This window comes from Streptomyces sp. NPDC048191, assembly GCF_040652655.1.
GTDB lineage: Bacteria > Actinomycetota > Actinomycetes > Streptomycetales > Streptomycetaceae > Streptomyces.
In genome coordinates, this window is record NZ_JBEZMO010000006.1 from 314,760 (window position 1) to 333,196 (window position 18,437).

Sequence of the window (18,437 nt, forward strand, 5' to 3'; positions counted from 1 at the left end):
TGGCCCACATCTCCAACGAGACGTAGGACACAGGATGGACAGCCGGCGAACAGAGGTCCACCAGCCCGACAACGGGCCGGCCCGGGGTCGCGTGCCCGATACCGGGCAGGAATCTTGCGAATCCGGCGCCGGTACCCCAGGATCTACCGGGTGCACGACGAACTCGTTGATCATCTGACGCGGTCCTCACCCCTGAGCCGGGGCGAGGCGCTGCGGGTGATCCAGGAGGTGCTCGCCTACTTCGACGAGTCGACGGAGGACTACGTCCGGCGCCGCCACCGTGAGCTCCAGGCCCAGGGCCTGGTGAACGCGGAGATCTTCGAACGGATCGGGGCGGACCTGAAATACCGCGCGGTGGCACCGCCCGAGCTGACGCTCAGGCAGCTGCGCCGCATTGTCTACGGCTAGGAATACCCATACATGTGCGGAATTGTCGGTTACATCGGGAAGCGTGACGTCGCCCCCCTCCTCCTGGAGGGCCTGCAGCGGCTGGAGTACCGCGGCTACGACTCCGCGGGCATCGTCGTCACCTCCCCGAAGGCGCCCGGCCTGAAGATGGTCAAGGCCAAGGGCCGGGTGCGCGACCTGGAGGCCAAGGTCCCGGCGCGCTTCAAGGGCACGACCGGCATCGCCCACACCCGCTGGGCCACCCACGGCGCCCCTTCCGACGTCAACGCCCACCCGCACATGTCGGCCGACAACAAGGTCGCGGTCGTCCACAACGGCATCATCGACAACGCCGCCGACCTGCGCCGCAAGCTGGAGGCGGACGGCGTCGAGTTCCTCTCCGAGACCGACACCGAGGTCCTCACCCACCTCATCGCCCGCTCCACGGCCGAGAAGCTGGAGGACAAGGTCCGCCAGGCGGTCCGGGTGATCGAGGGCACGTACGGCATCGCCGTGCTGCACGCCGACTTCCCGGACCGGATCGTGGTGGCGCGCAACGGCTCCCCCGTCGTCCTCGGCATCGGCGAGAAGGAGATGTTCGTCGCCTCCGACATCGCCGCGCTCGTCATGCACACCCGCCAGATAGTGACGCTGGACGACGGCGAGATGGCCACCCTGAAGGCCGACGACTTCCGCACCTACACCACCGAGGGCACGCGCACCACCGCCGAGCCCACGACCGTGGAGTGGGAGGCCGAGTCGTACGACATGGGCGGCCACGACACCTACATGCACAAGGAGATCTTCGAGCAGGCCGACGCCGTGGACCGCGTGCTGCGCGGCCGCATCGACGACCGCTTCTCCACCGTGCACCTCGGCGGCCTCAACCTGGACGCCCGCGAGGCCCGGCAGATCCGCCGGGTGAAGATCCTCGGCTGCGGCACCTCGTACCACGCGGGCATGATCGGCGCCCAGATGATCGAGGAGCTGGCCCGCATCCCCGCCGACGCCGAGCCGGCCTCCGAGTTCCGCTACCGCAACGCGGTCGTCGACCCCGACACCCTGTACGTCGCCGTCTCCCAGTCCGGTGAGACCTACGACGTCCTCGCCGCCGTGCAGGAGCTGAAGCGCAAGGGCGCCAAGGTCTTCGGCGTCGTCAACGTGGTCGGCTCGGCGATCGCGCGCGAGGCGGACGCCGGGATCTACGTGCACGCGGGCCCCGAGGTCTGCGTGGTCTCGACGAAGTGCTTCACGAACATGACGGTCGCCTTCGCCCTGCTCGCCCTGCACCTCGGCCGCACCCGTGACCTCTCGGTCCGCGACGGCAAGCGGATCATCGAGGGCCTCAGGAAGCTGCCGGACCAGATCACCGAGATCCTCAAGCAGGAGGACAAGGTCAAGGAGCTGGCCGAACTGTACGCCGACGCCCGCTCGATGCTCTTCATCGGCCGGGTCCGGGGCTACCCGGTGGCCCGCGAGGCCTCCCTGAAGCTCAAGGAGGTCTCCTACATCCACGCCGAGGCCTACCCCGCCTCCGAGCTGAAGCACGGCCCGCTGGCCCTGATCGAGCCGGCCCTGCCCACGGTCGCGATCGTCCCCGACGACGACCTGCTGGAGAAGAACCGCGCGGCCCTGGAGGAGATCAAGGCCCGCAGCGGCAAGATCCTCGCGGTGGCCCACCAGCACCAGGAGAAGGCCGACCACACCATCGTCGTCCCGAAGAACGAGGACGAACTGGACCCCATCCTGATGGGCATCCCGCTCCAGCTCCTCGCGTACCACACGGCGAAGGCCCTGGGCCGGGACATCGACAAGCCGAGGAACCTGGCGAAGTCGGTGACGGTGGAGTAGTTCCGGGGCAACAGAACGGACCCCCACGTGGCCACCTTCACGTGGGGGTCCCTTCAGTGCTGCTCCGATCAGCCGGCGGCCGTCACCCCCCGGCCCGCAGCACGACCAGGAAGCGCCGTCGGCCAGTGGGCCAACGCCGCGGTCGCCGCGTACCAGGCCACGGCGCCCGACACCGCGGCGACCCAGCCGCCCACCTTGGCCAGGGACGAGCTGTCGGCGAAGGCCGCGACGGCCAGCACCAGCATCGCCAGGAACAGCAGTCCGTGCATGACCTGTCCGAGGCTGTCCCCGCCCGCGAGGGTCAGGGTGAGGGCCACGAGGGCGAACAGAAGCAGGAAGAGCCCGGCTCCGTTGGCGGAGGACTGGCCCGCGACGGCCCAGGTGAACCACAGTGCGCCGAGGGCCACGAAGCCCGTACCGGAGGCGGCGTCACCGCCGCGGAAGGCCAGCAGGCCCACGAGGAACAGGGCAACTCCGCCCACGTAGTGGGCCAGTGACGTGGCGTCGGACGCCGCCACTCCATGGATCACGCCGGTCGTGCCGAGACCGAACGCCAACAGGGTGATTCCCAGGGCGAGTCGGCCGACCACGGTAGTGCTTCCCGTTCCCGCAGAGACTTCGTTGTCCACGGCGGGCTCCCTTCATGCTGTGCAGTTGCGCGGTGACCGGTATATGCCCTTCACAAGGGCACAAACCACCTCTACGCGCGAGTAGTTTCGCGCTGCACAAAAGGAGTTGGGGCAGTCAGGGAGCGACGGTCACGGGATGACGATCACCGGGCGCTGCGCCCGCTTGGCGAGCCGCCCGGCGACGGAGCCGAAGATCCGGCCGACGATGCCGTGCGTGGAGCCGACGACGATCGCGTCGGCCTCGTACTCCCGCCCCACCTCTTCGAGTTCGTGGCAGATGTCCCCGCCCCGCTCGACCAGGATCCACGGCACCTCGGCCAGATAGTCCGCGCACGCCAGTTCCAGCCCGAGGACCTCGGTGCGGTGGTCCGGCACGTCGACGAAGACCGGGGGCTCGCAGCCGGCCCACACGGTGGTCGGCAGCCGGTTGGCGACATGGACGATGATCAGGCCCGAGTGGGAGCGGTGGGCCATGCCGACTGCGTAGGCGAGGGCGCGCTCACTGGAGGTGGAGCCGTCGAAGCCGACGACCACTCCGTGCCGGAAGGCGGGGTCGCAACAAGGACGTGACTCTTCCGCCGCCAGGGGATCGGCCGCCGTGGGGTCGGCGACCGGCCGCTTGCGGTCCGCGGGTTCGAAGAATTCGTGACCGGCCATGGCTGTCTCGGCGTTGTGATCCTTTATGGGTGGGACGACAGTGTGCGACGGAGCTGTGTCCGGGAAACATCTTCCCAACCCCATACCCCCAAGGGTACGGCGGCACGCCTCCCGAGCCCAGATCCCGCGCACGCTCCGTAAGCGGTCCCCCGACGTCCGGAGGGGTTCACCGGAGCATGCACGAGCGGCGCCCGCAACGCAATGGTTGCTGCCCCGTACAGGCGGTTTGCACGGGATTCACAGATGTACGGCCGGTGACCGACCGGTCGAACACGCGTTGAACCGGATGAGCCACCGCCCCAGGGAGTACGAGTCATGTCCGGTCGCCGATCCACGTCCCAGCCGCCGCCCGCACCGGACACCGTGAGCGACGTGATCCGCTGGGCCGCGTTCAGCTGCGTGCTCGTCCCGGTGATCCTCGTCTGGTACGGAACGTCGCTGGCCGGAGCCACGGGCGCCGCGCTGGGCCTGGCCGCCGTCACGGCCGTGTGCCGCGTCCTGCTGCGCCGCTCCGAGCGGTGCGCCGAGCGGTACGGCCGTCCGGGCAGGCGTTGCGCCGAGCAAAGAGGCGGACGTCACACCCGCCGACGGACACCGGTCGACTGACCTGTTTCCGTACCCTCGAACGCTTCTTTTCAGCCAACTTCTGAATGTCGCCCAAGAGGGCACCCAACCACCCCTCAACCCCCGTTCCACCTGCACGGAAAGGGTCCACGGGCGGCTGTGCACCCTACGCGGTTTGGCCACTGCGACAAGGCGCACTTCCCTGCACGCCCCGTGAGTGCAACGCTTCGTGATCGAATGCTTCACGCCAAGTTGTCATGTCGACAATCTGGGGCGTGTGGAACTGGTCACCGTGAGACCGCGGGAGCCAGTAGATTCGATCTTGACTGTCTTACGGCGGGGGACTCGTGCAGGACCGAGGGGAAACGTGCAGGAGCGACACAACCGAGGAGCCGCGACCACCGAGGGGGGCTTAGCAGTATGAGCCACGACTCCACTGCCGCGCCGGAAGCCGCAGCCCGAAAACTCTCCGGGCGACGCCGCAAGGAGATCGTCGCGGTGCTGCTGTTCAGCGGCGGCCCCATCTTCGAGAGTTCCATACCGCTGTCGGTGTTCGGAATCGACCGCCAGGACGCCGGGGTGCCGCGCTACCGACTGCTGGTGTGCGCCGGCGAGGAGGGCCCGCTGCGGACCACAGGGGGCCTGGAACTCACCGCGCCACATGGACTGGAGGCGATCTCACGCGCCGGGACGGTCGTCGTACCGGCCTGGCGTTCGATCACCGCGCCACCACCGGAGGAGGCGCTCGACGCGCTGCGCCGGGCGCACGAGGAGGGTGCCCGCATAGTCGGGTTGTGCACCGGCGCCTTCGTCCTGGCGGCGGCGGGCCTGCTGGACGGCCGCCCGGCGACCACCCACTGGATGTACGCGCCGACGCTGGCCAAGCGCTACCCGTCGGTGCACGTCGATCCGCGGGAGCTGTTCGTCGACGACGGCGACGTCCTGACGTCGGCGGGTACGGCGGCCGGAATTGATCTCTGTCTCCACATCGTGCGGACGGACCACGGCAACGAGGCGGCCGGCGCGCTCGCCCGGCGCCTGGTGGTCCCACCGCGCCGCAGCGGCGGTCAGGAGCGCTACCTCGACAGGTCTTTACCGGAGGAGATCGGCGCCGACCCGCTCGCCGAGGTCGTCGCCTGGGCGCTGGAACACCTCCACGAGCAGTTCGACGTGGAGACCCTGGCGGCACGCGCCTACATGAGCCGCCGTACGTTCGACCGCCGGTTCCGCTCGCTGACCGGCAGCGCCCCGCTGCAGTGGCTGATCACCCAGCGGGTGCTGCAGGCGCAGCGGCTGCTGGAGACGTCGGACTACTCCGTGGACGAGGTGGCGGGCCGGTGCGGCTTCCGCTCCCCCGTCGCGCTGCGCGGGCACTTCCGCCGCCAGCTCGGCTCGTCCCCCGCCGCCTACCGGGCCGCCTACCGGGCCCGCCGGCCGCAGGGCGACAGGCCGACCGACCCGGAGCCGTCGCTGTCGGCGTCCGGCCAGCCGGGCCCGCCACCGGGCCTGACGGGTCCCGGGCCGGTGGGGCACGCACCCCTGCTGCACCCGGACCGGGACAGCGGGGTCCCCATGCAGAGCCGCCGCCAGGCGGCGGGCGCGGTGGGGCTGCTGCCGGGGCCGCGCAGCGGTAGCTGAGCGTAGGGGGGCGAGCACACGCTCGCCCCCCTCCCCCTTTTCCGGCGCGGATCCCCTCTTTCAGCGCGGGCCGGGACCAGCACGGGGGACCCCAAAAGCTGACGTCAGCTTTAGGGTGGTCGCATGAACGATCGCATGGTGTGGATCGACTGCGAGATGACCGGCCTCTCGCTGTCCGACGACGCGCTCATCGAGGTGGCCGCCCTCGTCACCGACTCCGAGCTGAACGTACTCGGCGAGGGGGTGGACATCGTCATCCGCCCGCCGGACCAGGCGCTGGAGACGATGCCGGAGGTGGTGCGTCAGATGCACACCGTGTCCGGACTGCTCGCCGAGCTCCCGAACGGCACGACCCTCCAGGACGCCGAGGAGCAGGTCCTCGCGTATGTGCGGGAGCACGTGAAGGAGCCCGGCAAGGCGCCGCTGTGCGGCAACTCCGTCGGCACCGACCGCGGCTTCCTGCTGCGGGACATGCCGACCCTGGAGGACTACCTCCACTACCGGATCGTCGACGTGTCCTCCATCAAGGAACTGGCCCGCCGCTGGTACCCGAGGGCGTACTTCAACAGCCCGGAGAAGAACGGCAACCACCGGGCCCTCGCCGACATCCGTGAGTCGATCGCCGAGCTGCGCTACTACCGCGAGGCCGTCTTCGTCCCGCAGCCCGGCCCGGACTCCGACACCGCGAGGGCCATCGCGGCCAAGCACGTCCTGCCCGCGCAGTAGCCCCGGGGACACGGCTCGCGGCGCCGCGCGAAAACCTGTGCGCGAGCACCCCTTCGGACCCTGTAGACTTCTTCTCGGCCGGTCGGGGAAACGACAAGTTCCACCGCCGGTCATGGTGGGTGTAGCTCAGCTGGTAGAGCACCTGGTTGTGGTCCAGGATGCCGCGGGTTCGAGTCCCGTCACTCACCCTCATCGGAAACAGCCGGTGACTCCGTCGCAAGACGGGTCACCGGCTGTTTCGTTCCCACCGCAGCGGCGCCTCCGGTGCCGGCGGGGGTCAGGGACCGGTGGGGCGTCCCTCCGGCAGGCGTCCGATGTCGGACACCGGGCCGAGGTGAGCGAGCTTGTCGGGGTTGGACACGGCGTGGATCGCCCGGATCGCGCCCCCGGCGATGTCGAGCGCGACCACACTGGCCACGCGCCCCTCGGCGTCGTAGGTCACGGCACCCGGCCGGCCGTTGATCCACGCCGCGCGCATCGAGGCACCGAGGATCCGGACCCGGCGGAAGCCGCCGACCAGCAGCTGGGCGACGTGCCGCGGGTCGGTCACCGACCGGGCGAGCGCCCGCGCCTTGCCGCCGCCGTCGCCCCGGAACACCACGTCCGGGGCGAGCATCCCGAGCAGCCCGTCCAGGTCGCCGCCCTCGGCGGCCTCGAAGAACCTGCGGGCGAGCTCCTCGCCCTCCGCCCGCCGCACCGGGGCCGACGGTGTCCGGACCGGCTGCCCGCCGGAGGCGACGCGCCTGCGGGCACGGGCGAAGATCTGCCGGCAGTTCGCCTCGGACTTGCCGGTGACCCGGGCCACCTCCGGGTAGCCGTACCCGAAGGCCTCGCGCAGCATGAACACCGCGCGCTCGACCGGGGACAGGGCCTCCAGCAGCACGAGGAACGCCATCGACAGTGACTCGGAGAGCTCGGCCCGCTCCGCCGGTCCCGGCCTGTCGGCGGCCACCACGACCGGCTCGGGCAGCCAGTCGCCGACATAGGTCTCCCGGCGTACCCGAGCCGAGCTCAGGTGGTTGATGCCCAGGCGCGTCACCGAAGTGGTCAGGTACGCCTTCAGGTTCGCGACCGGGGTCCCGGCCCGCCGCGCCCGGGTCAGACCGAGGAAGGCGTCCTGCACGATGTCCTCGGCGTCACCCACCGAACCGGTCATCCCGTAGGCGATGGAGAACAGCAACGACCGGTATCGCTCCGCGTCCGCTCCCACCCCTGTCGCCGCCACGGACTCCCCCTCCGAACCTCCGCAAGACGCCCAGCAGCGTATCCGAGGCCTGCTCTTCGTGGCATGGGGTGCGTCCGGGCCCGAGTCCTTCGTCCACCGACCGGGGCGGTGTGCGGGTGGGCCCGGCCGACCGCACGGGTCACGGCCCGGCGGACCGGGCCCGGCCGGCGCTACGACGACGCCCGCGTCACCAGTTCCGTCGCCAGCACCGCGTGCCGTCGCTCCAGTCCCCGGGACGCCGGTGGGCGGCGGTCGGCGATCTCGGTGAGGAGGAGGTCGATCATCGCGCGGCCCATCTCCTCGATGGGCTGGCGGACGCTGGTCAGCGGCGGGTCCATGTGGCGGGCGATGGCGGAGTCGTCGTAGCCGACCAGTGCCACGTCGTCCGGGATACGACGGCCCGCCTCCCGCAGCACCTGCCGCGCGCCGGCCGCCATCACGTCCGAGCCGGCGAAGACCGCGTCCAGGTCCGGGCGCCGTTCCAGGAGTACGGACATCGCCCGCCGGCCGCCCTCCTCGGTGAAGTCCCCCGTCTCGACGAGGAGTTCGTCCACCTCCCGGCCCGCGTCGCGCAGGGCGTCGCGGTAGCCGTCGACGCGGCGCTGCGCACCGTAGACGTCGAGGCGGCCGGTGATGTGCGCGACGCGGGTGCGGCCCCGGGAGAGCAGGTGCTCCACGGCAGAGCGGGCGCCGCCGTAGTTGTCCGAGTCCACCGAGGTGAGCGTCTCGCCGGCCGAGCGGGGGCCGCTGATCACGGCCGGGATCTCCAGCTGGGCCAGCATGTCGGGGAGGGGATCGTCGGCGTGCACCGAGACCAGCAGGACACCGTCCACCCGGTGGGCCGCCAGGTACTGGGCGAGGCGGCGGCGCTCGCGGTCGCTGCCCGCGAAGATCAGCAGCAACTGCATCTCGGTTTCGGACAGTTCGGAGCCGACTCCGCGCAGCATGTCGGAGAAGTAGGGTTCCGCGAAGAAGCGGGTCTCCGGCTCGGGGACCACCAGCGCGATGGCGTCGGTGCGGTTGGCGGCCAGGGCGCGGGCCGCCGTGTTCGGGACGTAGCCGAGTTCGGCGACCGCCGCCTCGACCGCGGCCCGCGTGGCGTCGCTGACCCGGGGCGAGCCGTTGATCACCCGCGAGACCGTGCCCCGGCCGACCCCGGCCCGGGCGGCGACCTCCTCGAGCGTGGGCCGACCCCCGCCTCGGCTCCGCGCTCCGTGGCTTGCCATGGGCTCCGCCTCTCTTGACCGACACCTGGTGCTGGCCTGGAATCTAACAGCACCGTTCGCCACAGTGACCGTCCCTGGGTGCCGCCGCCCCCCGCCCATCGGCCCCCGGCGTCGTCCGCGAGCGCCGGGCGGGCCGGATCGCGCCCGCCCGCCAGGCGCCGGCTAACGCTCAGATAACTGAACACGCTCGCGCTGTCCGCTCCCTTGACACCCTGCCCCGAACCGGCGAACCTTCAACACATCACTGGTGGGAGCGCTCCCACACTACCTGACACATACACGTCCCGCACGTTCCCCGCCCGAGCCGCAGCGCGTACGAACGGGCCCATGTCATGCAGTTGGCCGGGGGGTCGGCACGTCAGGCAACAGGAGGACGCAATGCGCACGAGCATCCGCCGGTCCCAGCGGCTGATGGCCCTCGCGGCCGTGGCCGCACTGACCACGGGGCTGCTGGCCGGCTGCGCCAAGGACTCGAACGACAGCTCGTCGGACGGCTCAGGCGGCGGAAACGGCAGTGGCAAGGGCAAGATCACGCTGACCGTCGGCACCTTCGGCGTCTTCGGCTACAAGCAGGCCGGCCTCTATGACGAGTACATGAAGCTGCACCCGGACATCAGCATCAAGGAGAACGTCACCACCCGTACCGACGTGTACTGGCCGAAGGTGCTGACCCGCCTCCAGGCCGGTTCCGGCACGGACGACGTCCAGGCCATCGAGATCGGCAACATCACCGAGGCCGTGCAGACGCAGGCGGCCAAGTTCGTCGACCTCGGCAAGGAGGTCGACAAGTCCCAGTGGCTGGACTGGAAGAACGCCCAGGCCACCACCAAGGACGGCAAGCTCATCGGGCTCGGCACCGACATCGGGCCGATGGCCATCTGCTACCGCAAGGACCTGTTCCAGAAGGCGGGCCTGCCCACCGACCGGACCAAGCTCGCCGACCTGTGGAAGGGCGACTGGGCCAAGTACGTCGACGTCGGCAAGCAGTACATGAAGAAGGCGCCGAAGGGCACCAAGTTCGTGGACTCCGCGTCCTCCGTCTACAACGCGGCCCTCGGCGGCGGTGACGAGCGGTACTACGACCAGGCGACCGGCAACGTCGTATGGGACAAGTCCGACGGCGTGAAGAAGGCCTGGAACGTCGCCATGGACGTCGCCACCAGCGACATGTCGGCGAAGCTGAAGCAGTTCGACCCGACCTGGGACCAGGGCTACGCCAACGGCACCTTCGCCAGCGTCGCCTGCCCGGCCTGGATGCTCGGCTACATCGAGCAGAAGTCCGGTGACTCGGGCAAGGGCAAGTGGGACGTGGCGGCCGCGCCCACCGCGGCCAACTGGGGCGGCTCCTTCCTCGGTGTCCCGACGGCGGGCAAGCACCAGAAGGAGGCCATCGCGCTGGCCAAGTGGCTGACCGCGCCGGAGCAGCAGGCCAAGGTCTTCGCCAAGCAGGCCAGCTTCCCGTCGACCCCGTCGGCGTACGCGAGCCTGAAGCCGGCCGCGGACACCACGGCGTACTTCTCGAACGCGCCGCTCACCCAGATCTTCTCCGACTCGGCGAAGACCATCCCGACGCAGTACTTCGGCATCAAGGACCAGCCGATCAACTCGGCGATCACCGACGTCGGCATCCTCCAGGTCGAGCAGAAGGGCAAGTCGCCGTCCCAGGGCTGGGACGCGGCGTCCAAGGAGATCAAGGACGTGCTCGGCCAGTGACCAGCCCCAAGCAGGCTCTCGCGCACTCCGCGTCGAGCGCCGACGCCGCGCCCGGCAGTTCGCCGGGCGCGGCGCGGGACGCTCACGGTCGCGGTGCGCCGGCGGGCGCCGACTCCTGGCGCAGCCGGCTGTACCGCTGGGACATGAAGGCGTCGCCGTACGCGTTCGTGTCCCCGTTCTTCGTCCTGTTCGGGGCGTTCACGCTGGTCCCGCTGCTCTACACGGCCTGGTACTCGCTGCACGACGTGCAACTGTCGGCCCTCGACCACCAGACCTGGGCAGGCCTGGACAACTACAAGAACCTCTGGTCGTCGGAGTTCTTCTGGAACGCCCTGAAGAACACCCTGACCATCGGTGTCATCTCGACGGTGCCCCAGCTGCTGGCCGCGATCGGGCTCGCGCACCTGCTGAACTACCGGCTGCGGGGCTCGACCGTGTGGCGCGTGGTGATGCTGACGCCGTACGCCACCTCGGTGGCCGCGGCGACCCTGGTGTTCACGCTGCTGTACTCGTGGGACGGCGGCATGGTCAACTGGATCCTGCACTTCTTCGGAGTGGATCCGGTCAACTGGCGTGAGTCCGACTGGGGTTCGCAGTTCGCGGTCTCGTCGATCGTGATCTGGCGGTGGACCGGCTACAACGCGCTGATCTACCTGGCCGCCATGCAGGCGATCCCGGCCGACCTGTACGAGTCGGCGGCGATCGACGGCGCCAACCGCTGGCAGCAGTTCCGGCACGTGACGATCCCGCAGCTGCGGCCGACGATCCTGTTCACGGTGGTCGTCTCCACCATCGGCGCGACCCAGCTCTTCGGCGAGCCGCTGCTGTTCGGCGGGGTGAGCGGGTCCAAGGGCGGCTCCGAGCACCAGTACCAGACGCTCGGCCTGTACATGTACGACCAGGGCTGGATCATCGGCAACCTCGGCAAGGCGTCCGCGATCGCCTGGTCGATGTTCCTGATCCTGCTGGTCATCGCCGCGGTCAACCTGCTGCTCACCCGACGGCTGAGGAAGTCCCAATGACCACCACTGAACTCACCCCGCCCCGGAGGGCCGGCCGCCGCCGGGTGATGGGCGCCGGCAAGCAGCTGCACGCGGGTCCGGTGACGTACGTCGTGCTCACCGTCTTCGCGCTGGTCTCCCTCGCCCCGCTGGTGTGGACGGCGATCGCGGCCTCGCGCACCGCCGGGCGGCTCGCCCAGACCCCGCCGCCGCTGTGGTTCGGCGGCAACCTGTTCAAGAACCTCCAGGCCGCCTGGGACGAGGCGGGGCTCGGCACCGCGATGTTCAACTCGGTGATCGTGGCGGGCACGATCACGGTGAGCACGGTGCTGTTCTCCACGCTGGCCGGTTTCGCCTTCGCCAAGCTGCGGTTCCGCTTCTCCAGTCTGCTGTTGCTGCTGACCATCGGCACGATGATGATCCCGCCGCAGCTGGCCGTCGTACCGCTGTACCTGTGGATGTCGGACCTCGGCTGGTCGAACCAGCTGCAGACGGTGATCCTCCCGAGCCTCGTCACCGCCTTCGGCACGTTCTTCATGCGGCAGTACCTGGTGCAGGCGCTGCCGACCGAGCTGATCGAGGCGGCCCGGGTGGACGGGGCGAGCAGCGTCCGGGTCGTCTGGCACGTGGTCTTCCCGGCGGCGCGGCCGGCCATGGCCGTGCTCGGCCTGCTGACGTTCGTGTTCGCCTGGAACGACTTCCTGTGGCCGATCATCGCCCTGAACCAGCAGAACCCGACCGTGCAGGTGGCCCTGAACTCGCTCGGCACCGGATACGTCCCGGACCAGGCGGTGATCATGGCGGGCGCGCTGCTCGGCACGCTGCCGCTGCTGGTCGCCTTCCTGCTGTTCGGCAAGCAGATCGTGGGCGGGATCATGCAGGGCGCGATCAAGGGCTGACACCCCTGTGCACGGGGCCGGGCCACCGCCGCCCCGGCCCCTCCCCTACTACTACGCCAGGTCTCCTACGACCCCCAATGGGAGCGCTTCCATGCCTGAACCCGTTACCTCCGTGACCTTTCCGCCCGCTTTCCTCTGGGGCGCCGCGACGTCGGCGTACCAGATCGAGGGGGCGGTGCGGGAGGACGGCCGCACCCCCTCGATCTGGGACACCTTCAGCCATACGCCGGGGAGGACCGCCGGCGGGGAGACCGGTGACATCGCCGTCGACCACTACCACCGCTACCGCGACGACGTGGCGTTGATGGCGGAGCTGGGCCTGACCGCGTACCGCTTCTCGGTCTCCTGGTCCCGGGTGCAGCCGACGGGCCGGGGCCCGGCGGTCCAGGTGGGCCTGGACTTCTACCGCCGTCTGGTCGACGAACTGCTAGGGCACGGCATCAAGCCGGCCCTCACCCTCTACCACTGGGACCTGCCGCAGGAGCTGGAGGACGCGGGCGGCTGGCCGCAGCGGGACACCGCGTACCGGTTCGCCGAGTACGCCCAGCTGGTCGGCGAGGCGCTGGGCGACCGGGTGGAGCAGTGGATCACCCTCAACGAGCCCTGGTGCAGCGCGTTCCTCGGCTACGGCTCCGGTGTGCACGCCCCGGGCCGCACCGAGCCGGTGGCCTCCCTGCGCGCCGCCCATCACCTCAACCTGGCGCACGGCCTCGCGGCTTCGGCCCTGCGCTCGGTGATGCCGTCCCGCAACGAGATCGCGATCAGCCTCAACTCGTCCGTCGTGCGGCCGCTTTCCCAGGACCCCGCCGACGTCGCGGCCGCCCACAGGATCGACGACCTGGCGAACGGGATCTTCCACGGCCCGATGCTGCACGGCGCGTACCCGTCGTCGCTGCTGGAGGCGACGTCCTCCCTCACCGACTGGTCGTACGTCCTCGACGGCGACACGCGCGCGATCCACGCCCCGCTGGACGCGCTCGGCCTGAACTACTACACCCCGGCCCTGGTCTCGGCCGGGACCGGAACCGCCGAGGGTGCCCGGGCGGACGGTCACGGCGCCAGCGACCACTCCCCCTGGCCGGGCGCCGACGACGTGCGCTTCCACCAGACGCCGGGCGAGCGCACGGAGATGGGCTGGACGATCGATCCGACGGGCCTGTACGACCTGCTCATGCGCTACACCCGGGAGGCCCCGGGACTGCCCCTCCACATCACCGAGAACGGCGCGGCCTACGACGACAAGCCCGACCCCGACGGCCGCGTCCACGACCCCGAGCGCATCGCCTATCTGCACGGCCACCTCGCGGCGGTACGCCGGGCCATCGCCGACGGCGCCGATGTGCGCGGCTACTACCTGTGGTCCCTGATGGACAACTTCGAGTGGGCGTACGGCTACGGCAAGCGGTTCGGCGCGGTGTACGTGGACTACGCCACGCTGGAGCGGACACCGAAGTCGAGTGCCCGGTGGTACGCGCAGGCGGCGCGGACGGGGGTGTTGCCGGCGGTGGAGTCCGCTTCCTGAGCGACGGGGTGCGGCACGCCGTGGTGGCGGGCCGCACCCCGTCGCTCGTCGAGGCCCAGGTGGGCGAAGAGGACGTCCCGCACCGGGAGGATCGCCTCGGGGCAATGGCTCCGAGGACCGGGACGGCGTGGTGCCAGCCGTCCCGGGTGAGGGCTTCGGCCAGGACTCCCGAGGTCGATGCCCCGGTGCCGCCAGGTCACCGTCGCCCCGGCGGTCCACTCCAGACCATGACCTCGGCGACCCGCTCCGGGGCGCAGTCCCGGGTCAGCGCTCGTCGTCAACCTCGCCGCCCGCGATCAGAACGGGCCGCACGGGAGCGCCGTCCACCGGGACGGCCTTCGGGGTCAGGGTGAGCTTGATCCGCTGGGTCTGCGCCTGGCTGTACTTGTCGTTGGCGCTCGCGTCGACGACCCACAGCCTCACCTTGGTGTCCGCGCCCGCCTCGCGCGTGACCGCGACGGTGGCCTCGACCTCCACCGGCCCCAGCTCGAACCGGACGAGCCGCCCGTCGCCGTCCGCGAGGGCCGTCGTGAGCTGACCTCTCAACTCCCGGATCATGTCGGACAGTTCGATCACTGCGCCCCCTCGTGCACCGGATACCCGGATGCTACCGGGGGCGCGGCACCCCACCGTGGTGCCGCGCCCCCTGCCGGGGGTGGCGCGTCAGTTGAACGCGCCGAACGCCTTCGAGAAGGCGTCCTTGTCCTGGACGATCGAGCTGCAGGTGGGGTCGGCGGAGTTCTTCGCGCCGCCGGCGCACTGCTGGTCACGGGCCGCGGACCACATGGAGAGGCCGCCGAGGCCCTTGGACTTGGCGAAGTTCACCAGCTGGGTGGCGTCGTCCACCTTGAAGACCTCGGTGGAGACGTCGTTGACGCCGATCATCGGGGTGACCGCGACCGACTTCCAGGCGGCGGAGTCGGACAGCCCGAGGACGCTCTTGACCTGCGCCTGGGTGGCCGTCGCGGCCTGCTGGGCGTAGTCGCCCATGTCACCGTTGTACGAGGGGCCGTAGTCCATCGCCATGATGTTGACCGTGGAGGCCTTCACGCCGTTGGACTTGGCGTTGGACAGCAGGTTCACGCCGTCCTGGGTGAGGCCCTCGGGCATGACCGGGAGGGTGAAGGAGACGTCCAGGTCGGGGTGTTGTGCCTGGAGCTTGGCGATCGCCTTCGCCCGGAGCGTGTTGGCCGCCGTGTTGGGCAGTGCGCCGCCCTCGACGTCGAAGTCGACCTTGGTCAGCTTGAAGGCGTCGATCACCTTGCCGTAGGCCGCCGCGAGGGCGTCGGCGGAGGAGCAGGTGGTGGCCAGTTCGGAGCCGGAGGCGCCGCCGAAAGAGACCCGCACGTCGCCGCCCTTGGCGCGCAGGGAGCCGATCTGTGCGGCCACGGCGTCGCTGGTCAGGTCGGTCACACCGCCCCACTTGGGGGTGCAGCCGCCGCCGTCGGTGACGAAGGCGAGGTTGTAGTTCTTCACACCGGTCGCGTCGGCCGCGCCGACCAGGTCGAAGGCGGGGTAGAGGGAGGTGTCGACGTAGGGGGCGAAGCCCGCGGAGGCGGTGGTGCCGCTGCCTGTGGTCTTGGTGGGGGTCGGTGTGGGGGTGGCGGTCTTGGTGGGGGTGGGGGTGGGGGTGGTGCTCTTGGTGGGCGTAGCCGTCGGGGCCGGGGACGGGGACTGGGTGGGGCGGCCGCTCGGCTCGGGGGTGGCACCGCCGTCCGCGGAGCACTGGGCGTTGTCGATGAGACAGCCCGTGGGGGCGCCGCTGCCGTTGACGACGAAACCGATCGTCACGGACTTGCCGGGGGCGAGGCCCTCGGTGTCCCACTTCGCCGGCCGCACGGTGACGTGCGCACCGCTGACGCTCGACTCGCCGTTCCACAGGGAGCTGAGCCTGGCGCCCGCCGGGAGGTCGAACTCCAGCGTCCAGGTCTTCTCGGTCTGGTCGCTGTTGTTGGTGACGACGTACTGGGCGGTGTAGCCGGTCGACCAGTCGCTGGTCCTGGTGTACGCGGCGTTGACGCCGGCGGCGTGGGCGGTGCCGGTGAGCAGGACCGCGCCGCCACCGACCACGGCCGCGGCCACGACGCCGCCCATCGCCTTGTTCCTGCCACTGATCCTGCGCCGGTGCGTGGTCATGCGCGTGCCTGCCTTCGCTGTTCACGGGGGGTGGGGTGCGGCAGCACGCTAGCGATCTGTAATCGGACAAATGGCTCGTTCGGGACGGCGGTTGCAGACCTTAGGGTTCACTTAAGGAAGGGATCGGGGACGATTAATGGTCGAGACCACTCGGGACCGGTTTGCCCGATCGGCGTCTTCGCACCGACCCCCGGTGCCCCCGCCGGACCGGCTTGCGCCCGTCCAGCTGGATCCAGATCCGCACCTCGGTGCCGCCCAGCACCGAGGAGCCGATGCGGACGTCCCCGCCGGTGGACTCGGCGAGCCGGCGCACGATGTCGAGCCCGAGGCCGGTGGAACCGGCGGTGCCCGAGCCGCGGCCACGGGCCATCGCCGCCTCCGGGTCGGATATACCGGGGCCCGCGTCGGAGACCAGCACGATCACCGCGTCCTCGCTGTTGTGCACGTCGACCGCGAAGGCGGTGCCCTCGGCGGTGTGCCGGAAGACATTGCCGAGCAGGGCGTCGAGCGCGGCGGCCAGGTCGGCGCGGGCCACGGGTGTGCGCACCGGTCGCTCGACGCCGGCCACCCGCCATGTGCGGCCCTCGTCCTCGGCGAGCGCGGACCAGAACTCCATGCGCTCACGCACCACTTCGGCCACGTCGCACCCGGCGCCGGGCCCAGCCGCGACCGTCTGCGGCTTGGCCTCCCGGGCGGTGCGGATGATGGTGTCGACCTCGCGCTCCAGCTGGGCGACGGCGGCCCGGGTCTGCTCGGCGGCCGGTCCGGCACCCAGCGAGGCCGCGTTCAGCCGGAGCACGGTCAGCGGGGTGCGCAGCCGGTGCGAGAGGTCGGCGGCCAGCTCCCGCTCGTTGGCCAGGAGCTGCACGACCTGGTCGGCCATGGAGTTGAACGCGACGGCGGCGAGGCGCAGTTCGGTCGGGCCGTCCTCCGGCACCCGGGCGCCCAGTTTGCCCTCGCCCAGCTCGTGCGCCCCCTCGACCAGCCGCTGGGCGGGCCGCACCATGCGCACTCCGAGCCGGTCGGCGACCGCGACCGAGCCGACGATCAGCGCGAGTCCGACCGCCGCGAGCACCGCCCAGGCCGTGCCGACACCGTTGGTCACCTCGGACTCGGGGACGTAGACCTCGACGACCGCGATGTCGCCGGAGCCGAGGGCGACCGGCTGGAGCAGGGTGGAGCCGCCGCTCACGGAGGTCGTGGAGGCCCGGCCCAGTTTCCGCACCATCTGGATGTCGCGGCCGGCGGCGCGCTGCCGGCCGAGGTCGAGCGCGGGCCGGCCGCCGCCCGCGGGCAGGTGCACGGCCATCCCGGCGTCGGCGCCGGCCGAGGCCACGACCCGCTCCAGCTTGTCCCGGTCGGTGGTGATGGACAGCGCGGGCGCCACCGCGGCGGCCTCCCGCTCGGCGTTGGAGAAGGCCCGGTCGCGCGCCATCTCCTTGACGACCAGGCCGAGCGGCACGGCGAAGGCGACCACGACCATCGTGGTGACCGCCAGGCAGACCTTGACCAGGGCCCACCTCATCGCGCCGGCACCCCGTCCACCGGGGGTTCGAGCTTGACGCCGACGCCCCGCAGCGTATGCAGATACCGGGGCCGGGCGGCCGTCTCCCCCAATTTCCGGCGCAACCAGGACAGATGGACGTCGATGGTCTGGTCGTCGCCGTAGGACTGCTGCCAGACCTCGGCGAGGAGTTCCTTGCGCGGGACGACGACGCCGGGCCGCCCGGCGAGGAAGGCGAGCAGGTCGAACTCGCGCCGGGTGAGGTCGAGGCGGGCTCCGTCCAGATCGGCCTGGCGGCGCAGGGGGTCGACGGTCAGGCCGCCGACGCGGAGCACGGACGAGGGCGGGGCCTCGGCGCCGCCGGAGCGGGCCCTGCGGAGCACGGCCGCCATCCGCGCGGAGAGGTGCTCGACGGAGAACGGCTTGGTCAGGTAGTCGTCCGCACCGGCGTTGAGCAGCCGGACGATCTCCGTCTCGTCGTCCCGGGCGGTGGCGATGATGACGGGCACGTCGGTGATGCCGCGGAGCATCTTCAGCGCCTCGGAGCCGTCCAGGTCCGGCAGTCCGAGGTCGAGGATGACCACGTCGAAACGGAAATGGGCGACCTCGCGCAGCGCCTCCAGTGCCGTACCCACGCTGCGCACGGTGTGTGCGGCGTCGGTCAGATGCCGGATGAGCGCCGAGCGTACGAACTGGTCGTCCTCGACCACGAGCACACTTGCCATGCGCCGCACCGTACGCCATGCGGCCCGCGCCGGG

General features: G+C 70.8%; 16 protein-coding genes, 1 tRNA gene and 1 pseudogene. 10 read left to right on the plus strand and 8 right to left on the minus strand.

Translation table 11 applies throughout. The annotated features are described in order from the left end of the window. The first annotated feature begins 150 nt into the window (after nt 1-150). Together AB0D93_RS13570 and glmS are read left to right on the plus strand one after the other, a co-directional pair. A complete protein-coding gene (locus tag AB0D93_RS13570; protein ID WP_362118037.1) occupies nt 151-408 on the plus strand; it encodes a hypothetical protein in 258 nt (85 codons plus the stop codon). A 12-nt stretch (nt 409-420) separates the two neighbouring features. After that, a complete protein-coding gene (gene glmS, locus AB0D93_RS13575) occupies nt 421-2,238 on the plus strand; it encodes a glutamine--fructose-6-phosphate transaminase (isomerizing) (protein ID WP_362118040.1) in 1,818 nt (605 codons plus the stop codon). Between the two features lie 68 nt (nt 2,239-2,306). Here the strand turns inward: glmS and AB0D93_RS13580 are convergent, their stop codons facing one another. Further along, nucleotides 2,307-2,867, minus strand: a complete 561-nt coding sequence (locus AB0D93_RS13580; RefSeq protein WP_362118043.1) for a GPR1/FUN34/YaaH family transporter — start codon at nt 2,865-2,867, stop codon at nt 2,307-2,309. 129 nt (nt 2,868-2,996) lie between these two features. Continuing rightward, a complete protein-coding gene (locus AB0D93_RS13585; protein WP_362118046.1) occupies nt 2,997-3,524 on the minus strand; it encodes a universal stress protein in 528 nt (175 codons plus the stop codon). A gap of 315 nt (nt 3,525-3,839) precedes the next feature. Here AB0D93_RS13585 and AB0D93_RS13590 point away from each other — a divergent pair, with 315 nt between their 5' ends. From AB0D93_RS13590 to AB0D93_RS13605, 4 genes are all read left to right on the plus strand, one after another. Further along, the gene (locus tag AB0D93_RS13590) at nt 3,840-4,130 is read left to right on the plus strand and encodes a hypothetical protein (protein ID WP_362118049.1); all 291 of its coding nucleotides are present in this window, start codon (nt 3,840-3,842) and stop codon (nt 4,128-4,130) included. Nucleotides 4,131-4,508: 378 nt separating this feature from the next. Continuing rightward, nucleotides 4,509-5,726: a helix-turn-helix domain-containing protein gene (locus tag AB0D93_RS13595; RefSeq protein ID WP_362118052.1), complete on the plus strand. Its 1,218-nt coding sequence runs from the start codon at nt 4,509-4,511 to the stop codon at nt 5,724-5,726. A 123-nt stretch (nt 5,727-5,849) separates the two neighbouring features. Then, the gene (orn, locus tag AB0D93_RS13600; RefSeq protein ID WP_362118055.1) at nt 5,850-6,452 is read left to right on the plus strand and encodes an oligoribonuclease; all 603 of its coding nucleotides are present in this window, start codon (nt 5,850-5,852) and stop codon (nt 6,450-6,452) included. Between the two features lie 115 nt (nt 6,453-6,567). Next, a tRNA-His gene (locus tag AB0D93_RS13605) sits at nt 6,568-6,640 on the plus strand. An 89-nt stretch (nt 6,641-6,729) separates the two neighbouring features. Here the strand turns inward: AB0D93_RS13605 and sigJ are convergent. Beyond that, the gene (gene sigJ, locus AB0D93_RS13610; protein ID WP_362118058.1) at nt 6,730-7,677 is read right to left on the minus strand and encodes an RNA polymerase sigma factor SigJ; all 948 of its coding nucleotides are present in this window, start codon (nt 7,675-7,677) and stop codon (nt 6,730-6,732) included. 170 nt (nt 7,678-7,847) lie between these two features. After that, entirely contained in the window at nt 7,848-8,903 is a 1,056-nt protein-coding gene (locus AB0D93_RS13615) for a LacI family DNA-binding transcriptional regulator (RefSeq protein WP_362118061.1), read from the minus strand. A 378-nt stretch (nt 8,904-9,281) separates the two neighbouring features. Here AB0D93_RS13615 and AB0D93_RS13620 point away from each other — a divergent pair, with 378 nt between their 5' ends. The 4 genes from AB0D93_RS13620 (at nt 9,282) to AB0D93_RS13635 (ending at nt 14,038) form a co-directional block, all read left to right on the plus strand. Next, a complete protein-coding gene (locus AB0D93_RS13620; RefSeq protein WP_362118064.1) occupies nt 9,282-10,616 on the plus strand; it encodes an ABC transporter substrate-binding protein in 1,335 nt (444 codons plus the stop codon). Next, entirely contained in the window at nt 10,613-11,638 is a 1,026-nt protein-coding gene (locus AB0D93_RS13625; protein WP_362118067.1) for a sugar ABC transporter permease, read from the plus strand. Before AB0D93_RS13620 ends, AB0D93_RS13625 begins: the two co-directional genes overlap by 4 nt. Further along, the gene (locus AB0D93_RS13630) at nt 11,635-12,516 is read left to right on the plus strand and encodes a carbohydrate ABC transporter permease (protein ID WP_362118070.1); all 882 of its coding nucleotides are present in this window, start codon (nt 11,635-11,637) and stop codon (nt 12,514-12,516) included. The genes AB0D93_RS13625 and AB0D93_RS13630 overlap by 4 nt, the downstream gene beginning before the upstream one ends. Before the next feature lie 91 nt (nt 12,517-12,607). Beyond that, nucleotides 12,608-14,038, plus strand: coding sequence for a GH1 family beta-glucosidase (locus AB0D93_RS13635; RefSeq protein ID WP_362118073.1), 1,431 nt, complete (start codon nt 12,608-12,610; stop codon nt 14,036-14,038). A gap of 264 nt (nt 14,039-14,302) precedes the next feature. Here the strand turns inward: AB0D93_RS13635 and AB0D93_RS13640 are convergent, their stop codons facing one another. The 4 genes and pseudogenes from AB0D93_RS13640 to AB0D93_RS13655 form a co-directional block, all read right to left on the minus strand. Continuing rightward, the gene (locus tag AB0D93_RS13640; protein WP_362118076.1) at nt 14,303-14,614 is read right to left on the minus strand and encodes a trypco2 family protein; all 312 of its coding nucleotides are present in this window, start codon (nt 14,612-14,614) and stop codon (nt 14,303-14,305) included. Between the two features lie 87 nt (nt 14,615-14,701). Next, a complete protein-coding gene (locus AB0D93_RS13645; RefSeq protein ID WP_362118079.1) occupies nt 14,702-16,174 on the minus strand; it encodes a cellulose binding domain-containing protein in 1,473 nt (490 codons plus the stop codon). 111 nt (nt 16,175-16,285) lie between these two features. Beyond that, nucleotides 16,286-17,699, minus strand: a pseudogene (locus tag AB0D93_RS13650) (HAMP domain-containing sensor histidine kinase). After that, nucleotides 17,696-18,403 (minus strand): response regulator transcription factor, encoded by a 708-nt coding sequence (locus AB0D93_RS13655; protein WP_362118082.1) that lies wholly within the window; start codon nt 18,401-18,403, stop codon nt 17,696-17,698. The pseudogene AB0D93_RS13650 and the gene AB0D93_RS13655 overlap by 4 nt, the downstream one beginning before the upstream one ends. Nucleotides 18,404-18,437 lie beyond the last annotated feature (34 nt).